At 43.3% G+C, this 8268-nt stretch carries 6 protein-coding genes; all 6 read left to right on the top strand.

Annotation, left to right across the window (positions count from 1 at the left end; genetic code table 11):
- The first annotated feature begins 334 nt into the window (after positions 1–334).
- The 6 genes from LKE01_RS06870 to LKE01_RS06845 all read left to right on the top strand — a co-directional run bounded on the left by LKE01_RS06870 (position 335) and on the right by LKE01_RS06845 (position 8261).
- A complete protein-coding gene (locus tag LKE01_RS06870; RefSeq protein ID WP_056981576.1) occupies positions 335–1990 on the top strand; it encodes a Cna B-type domain-containing protein in 1656 nt (551 codons plus the stop codon).
- A 135-nt stretch (positions 1991–2125) separates the two neighbouring features.
- The gene (locus LKE01_RS06865) at positions 2126–3481 is read left to right on the top strand and encodes a glycosyltransferase (protein ID WP_082619711.1); all 1356 of its coding nucleotides are present in this window, start codon (positions 2126–2128) and stop codon (positions 3479–3481) included.
- Positions 3478–5085, top strand: a complete 1608-nt coding sequence (locus LKE01_RS06860; protein ID WP_054769324.1) for a hypothetical protein — start codon at positions 3478–3480, stop codon at positions 5083–5085. The genes LKE01_RS06865 and LKE01_RS06860 overlap by 4 nt, the downstream gene beginning before the upstream one ends.
- Before the next feature lie 218 nt (positions 5086–5303).
- Entirely contained in the window at positions 5304–6335 is a 1032-nt protein-coding gene (locus LKE01_RS06855; RefSeq protein ID WP_056981574.1) for an ABC transporter ATP-binding protein, read from the top strand.
- Positions 6322–7302 (top strand): ATP-binding cassette domain-containing protein, encoded by a 981-nt coding sequence (locus tag LKE01_RS06850; protein ID WP_054769323.1) that lies wholly within the window; start codon positions 6322–6324, stop codon positions 7300–7302. The genes LKE01_RS06855 and LKE01_RS06850 overlap by 14 nt, the downstream gene beginning before the upstream one ends.
- A complete protein-coding gene (locus LKE01_RS06845) occupies positions 7302–8261 on the top strand; it encodes an ABC transporter permease (RefSeq protein ID WP_054769322.1) in 960 nt (319 codons plus the stop codon). The genes LKE01_RS06850 and LKE01_RS06845 overlap by 1 nt, the downstream gene beginning before the upstream one ends.
- Positions 8262–8268: the final 7 nt, after the last annotated feature.

Genomic DNA, 8268 nt, shown 5'->3' with positions numbered 1-8268 from the left:
TTTCTTAGAATAATTAAATAACACAATTGTTATAATCAGTCAATTTCTAAGATTAGAAATTGGCTGATTTTTTGCTTAAAAAATAAATTATGGGCACCCACATAACTAATTTAGTATAGTTACATTTTGTTAGTAACCTCTGATCAATATTTTTCCAAATCAAAAAGTTCTTGTCACTATAGGGTTCTTGCGTTAGGATTTAAATGTACCGATATTCTGTGGGGGAATTTGGACTATAACGTACTGGGAATACGTTATTTTTTATGCATTATTGATGTGTAATAGAACGGTCCAAGTCTGCACATCGGTAACATTGCATCCTAGGGGGGAATGTATGATGAATTTTTATTTTCATCAAATACACGATTTTATTGTTAAGCACGTTCGACTACTGAAAATCGCCGCAATTTTATTGTTGACGTTTGCTTCAGCAGTCACAGTTTCAAACAGCGTTCACGCTGCCAGCCTTGATTCGGCGGTTACCGGATTGACGGCTACTTCCGCAAAGGAAGATGGAACGACAGTTTCACCTGCCGTTTCACAACAGTGGTACGAGGGTCCGGTACATACACTGGATTATGATTTTAAGATTGCCGATGGCACCACCGTTAATGACGGTGATACTGCCACGGTCACCTTACCTTCCGGCGCCGTTTTTAGAACACCGGAAAAGTTCGATCTCAAGTCCAGCAACACCAATGAAACCGTTGGTCAATTTACTGCTGACCCAAAGGCTTCTACTGGTCAGATTACCTTTAGTAACGCTGCCTATTGGGCTAAGTACAACAAGAATCGTCATGGATCACTGGAATTTGCCGTAACTGGGACCCGCAAATTTGTTCCCAGCTATGCAGCCAACGTCTTTCTGGCCAAGAATGGTTGGGGCCTCAACGAATCAGTTCGTTCTAATGGGACATTATCTCAGGTTAACTGGCAGGTTTTGGTTAATCCCAACAACCACAAGTTAAATAACGTAAAGGTTAACGATACTTTGGGCAATACTTCTGCTCAAACTTTGAATACCAAATCAATTTACGTTACTGATGATGCCAGTGGCGCAACAATCGCTGCCAGTCATTACACCGTTACGCCAAGTGCAACTGGATTTAACTTCCAGTGGAACGGCACTTTGGACAAAGCGATTAACATCATGGCCAAGACCGATGTCAGCAGCGACAATGAATACAGCCTCTATGGCACGGAACTTGATTTACCGAACACTGCCACGGTTACTGCCAATGATGTGACGAAATCCGCTACCGGGACTCCGGTAACGACGTCCAACACCAAGACCGTTGTCCTGACAATGGGAAAAGGTTCTGCAGTCGGTGATCATACTGATGAAACCACCAGCCTGATCGTCAAGAAAGTATGGCAGGGGGTTCCGGATGGCGTGAAGACACCAGCCGTTACCGCCAAGCTTTATGCCGACGGTGTGGACACTGGTAAGACAGTCGAATTAAGCTCAAGCAATTCATATCAAGCTGAATTTTCCGGCTTGGATAAATTTGCCCAAGATGGTCATGCTATTAGCTATACGGTTAACGAAGCATCGGTTCCGGATGGATACAAGAGTGATCCCGACGGCAACCAGCCGGTTAGTCCCGACAGCAATGGTGTTGTCACACTTGTTAATGTTTATCAAAAGAAGCCTCAATGCTTCACTTATATTCATGTGACGAAGACATGGAAGAACGTTCCGTTCTGGAAATGTACACCATGTGTCCGGGTCACATTATATCGAAATGGTACGCCATATAAGTTTAGGACCTTAAGCTTTTTGAACTGTTATCAGACGACATTCCGCTACCTGCCACAATATGATCAACAGGGAAACAAATATGTCTATACAGTCGCTGAAAACCACGTTCCATTTGGCTACAAGACTCAGACACCGGGTCAACGAACACCTGATGCCAATAACAATGTTAATTTGATCAACGTTTATCAAAAGAAGCATCACTGCATTATCTTTCCATTCTGGTGCTGATAAAGCGATGCGATCAATGAACCACAGTAATTCCAACAGTTGATTTAATACAGCAATTATTCCCATTGGTAGGGATGATTGCTGTATTTACATAATAAATTGCAATCATGCGCTTAAGACATTTGGAGGTATTACATGGAAATATGGGCATTTATCTGGATCTTTTTATTTATTTCTCTGTTTAGCACAGGGGGATTTGGCATCCTAAATCTCTTCAACATTTTTTGCCATAAAGATGCCGGTGAGCACTTTTCAGCAGATATCCAACGAAAAATTCAACATATGTATATCATGGTTCCGGCTCTTAACGAAGTGAATGAAATTGAAGTGACGGTTAACCGTCTCTTAAGGGCAATGAGCCCACTGCCATGCAAGACGACGCTGATTGTCATTAACGATGGATCAGACGACGGAACAGATGAAAAATTAAAGCAGTTTGAAGATAACCAGCGGGTTCATATTTTAACCAGGAAGCTGCCCCACGCCCGTGAAGGCAAAGGCAAAGCTTTGAATGACGGCTTGGATTGGATTACAACCCAGACCCACGACTTTAATCACACGGTCGTTGGTGTGATTGACAGTGATTCAGAGCCCAGCTTTAAAATTCTATTGAACATTTTCGATGGCTTTACCCATTCAAATTATGACTTGCTGCAAACCGGAATTGCCATCAGCAACATTCACAATTTTTTGACGTTAATGCAGGAATTTGAATTTGGGGTTCCAAACTTGCTCCAGCAGATTATTCGGATGGGCTGGGGAAGTGCGATTGCATCCGGTAACGGTCAGTTCATGACTCTGAAGATGGCTATTCAGATTAAGTGGAATAACTCGTTGCTCGATGATTTGGAGTTCAGCATTAATGGCCTGCTTCACGGATTCAGAGGCGGCTTTTTAGCCAACACGTTTATGCCTCAGGAAGGTGTCAACAGCTATCGACCATTAGTGAAGCAGCGGGTCCGCTGGTGTCAGGGCGGTATGCAGTGCTTACGCCGTTATGGAAAATGCGTCTTTCTTTCAAACAAGATTCCACCTTGCTTGAAGACCGACTTGATTATTTTTATGATTTTGCCGTTCTTCTCAATGCTGTTTACGTTCAGCTCATTTTTGGCAACGATCGTAATGGCCTATCATTTGCTCGTGTTCCCACAGAAGACAATCATGGCGGTCGGCGCAGTTTTGCTATTTGGAATGCTGATTACTTATTTGATGATTCTGGTGGCAAACCGATTTATGAGAATGTCGACTTATCACTTTAGTCGTCGTGACATTGTTGTCATGATTGCAGGCAACTTGCTTTATTCGTGGATGCTGACACCGGTCGCCTTTATTTCCTTTTATCGCCTGATGACCAATCGCTGTGACTGGACGAAAACTGCTCACGAAAGTAAGACTGCTCAGAAATCATTTCACAGATCAATGCCCAAGACGACAGTCCTTGGTAAGTCCTATGAAATGACGAGTACTGAGGATGGGGCGGTGAGACGATGATTAAGCAACCAAAGCTCATTAAAATAACGTATTTTTGTGTGACAATGTTAGCGATCATTGCAGTTGGTTGGGCCCTTGCCGGAACGATTACCGGTTATTACAAATTTCCGTACGATACGTTTCATGCAAATACCAACCAGTTGATCGGGACCATCTTTGGCAGCCTCATCTTCTTAATCCTGTTGTGGTATCTGGCAAAATGGTTCTCGACCAGATTCACGGGTTGGCTGCTGCTGTTTCTTAGCATCATGTCAATTCCCAAGATCATCATGCTGTATTCATTTCGATTGAACCTCATTTCAGACATGTGGAGCTATAATGTTTTGGGCGGTTCCAGGGCCAACGGTGATAGTTGGCGGTGGCTGTACCGCTTGCGGGCACTGGATTTGGACAGTATTTTTCCCCATGTGATTCATATTGGCAACTTCTATCACTATCTTTATAAGGTTGTCGTGAATTCACCAAAGGTCGTTCAATGGTTCAACATTGGGATCAGCATTTTGAGTGCGATTTTAATTATGAACATTGTCTGTTACTTTTTTAACCGCCAGACCGGGATGTTTGCCGCATTAACATTCTTCTTCCTACCAACTTGGTACATTTATACCACGCTTCTGGGAGCTGAACCTGTCTGGCTGTTTGCACTTCTCCTGAGTATGTCTTTGATTAATCGATTGGTTACGTATCAATCACTAAAGGACCGCCACTTTTGGATGGATGCAGGATGGATAGTTGTCGCCCTGTACTTTGCTCAAAATATTCGGCCACTTTCAATGGTAATTGTGATTGCCTACGGGCTGTTTGTTTGGTTTAAATTCAAAGAACCGCTCAAACGCCATGAAAATGCCAAAGCAATCTGGGTGCCACGAATCGGCATCCTGGCAGTTGTGTTGGTATTCTTTGGACTGACTCAAATTGAACCCAAGGTTGACCAATTCTTATATGGTGTGCCAATTGCGAAATCATCGATTGGGCAGGAATATACTCTGGCAACTGGAACAACCGTCAAAACCGGTGGTATGTGGTCCTCAACATTAGTCAAGAAGCTGGAAAAGTATAATCATGATCGGACACTGACACCTGCAGAAAAATTCAGTGGTTTTGACGAAGTCCTTAAAAAGCAATTGAAAGTCAACACAGATGCTTTAAAAAAGAATGGCAAGTGGAAGAGTTTCTTATTCCGAAAGAACGAGATTTTGATGCAGCCGGACTATGGCCCAGTTCTTTTCTGGAACAATACCCGTCGCCCCAATTATATGTGGGAGGATTTAACGCCATTTGAGATCGGCTTTCTGACCAATATGGTGACCGGCTTTCAAATAGCTGTCCTGGTCTTAGTACTCATCGGCTTGTTCTCACAACTGATTCCGAAAGCAAATGATTTATCTGGCATTCGGGAGAGAAACGGGGTGCTGGTTAATGAGATTGTGATGATTGGCATGACGCTGATCTTCATGGCTGTTGAAGTTCAAAGCCGTTATCAAGTGGCTTTCTACATTCCCTGGATGGTTATCAGTAGTCTGGGAATGAGCTACATGGTTCCTGATTTTTCACTAAGAAAATGTGAATCCAAGCCAATGGTAGGTATTACAAATAAGATTTAATCTATATCAAAAATCTTAAGAAATAGCAGGAAGACCGTTAAACATACGATCTTCCTGCTATTTTTATGTATAAATATCAAATATTTACAGAAAATCCTTAACATGATTTGAAATGAGAATACAATGAGATTATAATGCTTTTTAAATTAAAAATAACAACATTGTTCATCATATTTTAATGAACGTACATAAATACATTTTCAAAAGGAGATATTCACGTGGTTGAGACAAAAAGCGACCAATTTTTGAACATCAAAAACGTCAGCACTGCGTTCAAGATTAATGGCCAATACTATGATGCCGTTTCAAACGTCAACCTCGAGGTAAAACATGATGAGATCCTCGCAATCGTGGGGGAATCCGGTTGTGGTAAGAGTACTTTGGCAACAACGATCATGGGCCTGCATGATCCGGAAGAAACTAAGATTTCAGGTGAAATTGATTTTGAAGGAACCGACTTATTGAAGTTGGATGAAAAAGGGTACAACCAATTTCGGGGAGCCAAGATTGGAATGATCTTTCAAGACCCCCTGTCTGCCCTTAATCCATTGAAACGAATTGAAGATCAGATTCAAGAAGTCATGATTTATCACACGAAGATGACAGAACAGCAACGTCATGCCCGGGTCATTGAACTCTTAAACCAAGTTGGAATTGAGGATCCGGAACGGACCGCTCACCAATTTCCACACCAACTTTCCGGTGGGATGCGTCAGCGAATTATTATCGCTATCGCCATTGCCTGCAAGCCGGATTTGATTATTGCCGATGAGCCGACGACTGCTTTGGATGTAACGATTCAAGCTCAAATTTTGGATGTCCTTCGCGATATTCAAAAAGAAAATCATGCCGGAATCATTTTAATTACGCATGATTTGGGAGTCGTTGCCGAGACAGCCGATCGAGTTGCAGTTATGTATGCCGGCCAAATTGTTGAACAGGGAACCGCAGCTCAAATCTTTAACGAACCCAAGCATCCTTATACGCGTTCTTTGCTGCGTTCGATGCCTCAACGGGAGAATGAAAACGATGAATTATACGTTATCCAAGGAATGGTGCCGTCACTTCAAAAGATGCCTAAACAAGGTGACCGTTTTGCACCCCGAATTCCATGGATTCCCGCTTCAGCCCATGAAGCTCAGCCGAAAATGCACGATGTCGGTGACAATCATCTGGTCCGCTGCACCTGCTACAAGAACTTTTATTTTCCAGACCAAGTAAAGGAGGGCGCCGGACATGAGTCTAATTGAAATTAAAGATTTAAAGGTTCACTACCCAATTCGTGGTGGCTTTTGGAATCGGGTTGTTGATAACGTTAAGGCTGTTGACGGCGTTACTTTCAACATTGAAGCCGGTGAAACATACGGCTTGGTTGGTGAATCGGGATCTGGTAAATCAACGACTGCCAAAGCCATCATTGGTTTGGAAAAAGCCACTTCCGGCAGCGTCATGTATAAAGGTAAAGACGTTACCAAGGGTGAGAACCGCCGTAAGTTGGATTACAACCATGACGTGCAAATGATTTTTCAGGATTCACTTTCAAGTCTGAATCCCCGGAAACGTATTGAAGATGTGATTGCCGAACCACTTCGTAACTTCGAACATTTGGATAAGGAGCAGGAAAAGCTCCGGGTTCTTCAGCTGCTGGATATCGTTGGTTTGGATGCCGATGCCCTATACAAATATCCCCACCAATTCTCTGGCGGCCAACGACAACGGATCGGTGTCGCCCGGGCGGTTGCCACTCACCCCAAGTTGATTATTGCCGATGAGCCGGTTTCTGCCTTGGACCTTTCCGTTCAAGCTCAAGTTTTAAACTTCATGAAGAAAATTCAGCGCCAATTTGGTATCTCATACCTGTTTATTTCACATGATTTAGGGGTTGTCCGTCATATGTGCAAGAACATTGCCATCATGACCCGCGGCCGGATCGTGGAAGTTGGAACCAGGGATGATATTTATAATAATCCAATGCATATTTACACCAAGCGTTTGTTGGCAGCCATTCCAGAAACCAACGTTAATCACCGGGATGAACACCGCAAGCACCGATTGGAAATTGAAAAGATCTATCAAGAACAACAGTCAACATACTATGACAAGGATGGGATGGCATTCCCACTTGTTAAGGTTTCGCCAACTCATTCAGTTGCGTTGCCACCGCATCTTGCCAAAGAATTTGAACAACAATCTGAAAATGAGGGGGTAAACGTCTGATGTGGAAAACAATTTTACGACGGGTTCTGATTATGATTCCAGAACTCATTATCTTAAGCATTTTGGTTTTCCTGCTCGCAAAAGCGATGCCCGGAGATCCGTTTACCGGATCGATTAACCCCAAAGCTGATCCTGCTCAAATTCACCATTTAATGGAAATCCACGGCTTGTATGACCCTTGGTACCAGCAGTACTGGAACTGGGTTGTCCATTTGTTCCATGGTGACCTTGGAATGAGTTATGAGTATCAGGAACCGGTTGTCACACTGATTCAGCAACGTGGTGCCAACACTTTGTGGCTGGCATTGTTCACAATGGTCCTGACCTACGTTATTGGCCTTCCTTTAGGTCTATACGCTGCTCATCACGAAGGTAAATTGCAAGACACATTGGTACGTGTTTATACATATGTAACAATGTCGATTCCATTTTTCGTTGTGTTGGTTTTGGGTATTTGGATTTTTGGATACGCTTTGAACTGGTTCCCAACCAGCGGATCGGTTTCCGCAACGGCGTCCGGGCTTGGTGCAACAACCATGTCCCGACTCGGGCACATCATTCTTCCGGGATTACTGGGGGCATTGTTTGGAACCGTTAATATTGTTCAGTATCTGCGATCAGAAGTCATTGATGCCAAACATTCAGATTACGTTCGGACTGCCCGTTCAAAGGGTGTTCCAATGAAGGATATTTATCGTCACCACATCTTCCGAAACTCATTGCTGCCGATCGCGGCATTCGCAGGTTATTCAATTACCGGATTGCTTGGCGGTTCAATCTTTACTGAAATGGTCTTCTCATATCCAGGTATGGGACTGCTGTTCTTGAATGCCATCAACTTCCGTGATTACACCGTTATTACCGCACTTGTTCTGTTATATGGATTCTTGAACCTGATGGGAACACTGCTTTCTGATATTGTCTTAAGCATTGTTGACCCACGAGTTCGGATAGAGTAGGAGGGGT

Source organism: Lentilactobacillus kefiri, assembly GCF_007989105.1.
Taxonomy (GTDB): domain Bacteria; phylum Bacillota; class Bacilli; order Lactobacillales; family Lactobacillaceae; genus Lentilactobacillus; species Lentilactobacillus kefiri.
This window is presented reverse-complemented; position numbering and strand designations above follow the sequence as displayed.

Excerpts from the sequence above, each read along its gene's own strand:
- LKE01_RS06860 (WP_054769324.1), top strand. The coding sequence starts at position 3,478 with ATGATTAAGCAACCAAAGCTCATTAAAATAACGTATTTTTGTGTGACA.
- LKE01_RS06870 (WP_056981576.1), top strand. The coding sequence starts at position 335 with ATGATGAATTTTTATTTTCATCAAATACACGATTTTATTGTTAAGCAC.
- LKE01_RS06865 (WP_082619711.1), top strand. The coding sequence starts at position 2,126 with ATGGAAATATGGGCATTTATCTGGATCTTTTTATTTATTTCTCTGTTT.
- LKE01_RS06845 (WP_054769322.1), top strand. The coding sequence starts at position 7,302 with ATGTGGAAAACAATTTTACGACGGGTTCTGATTATGATTCCAGAACTC.
- LKE01_RS06850 (WP_054769323.1), top strand. The coding sequence starts at position 6,322 with ATGAGTCTAATTGAAATTAAAGATTTAAAGGTTCACTACCCAATTCGT.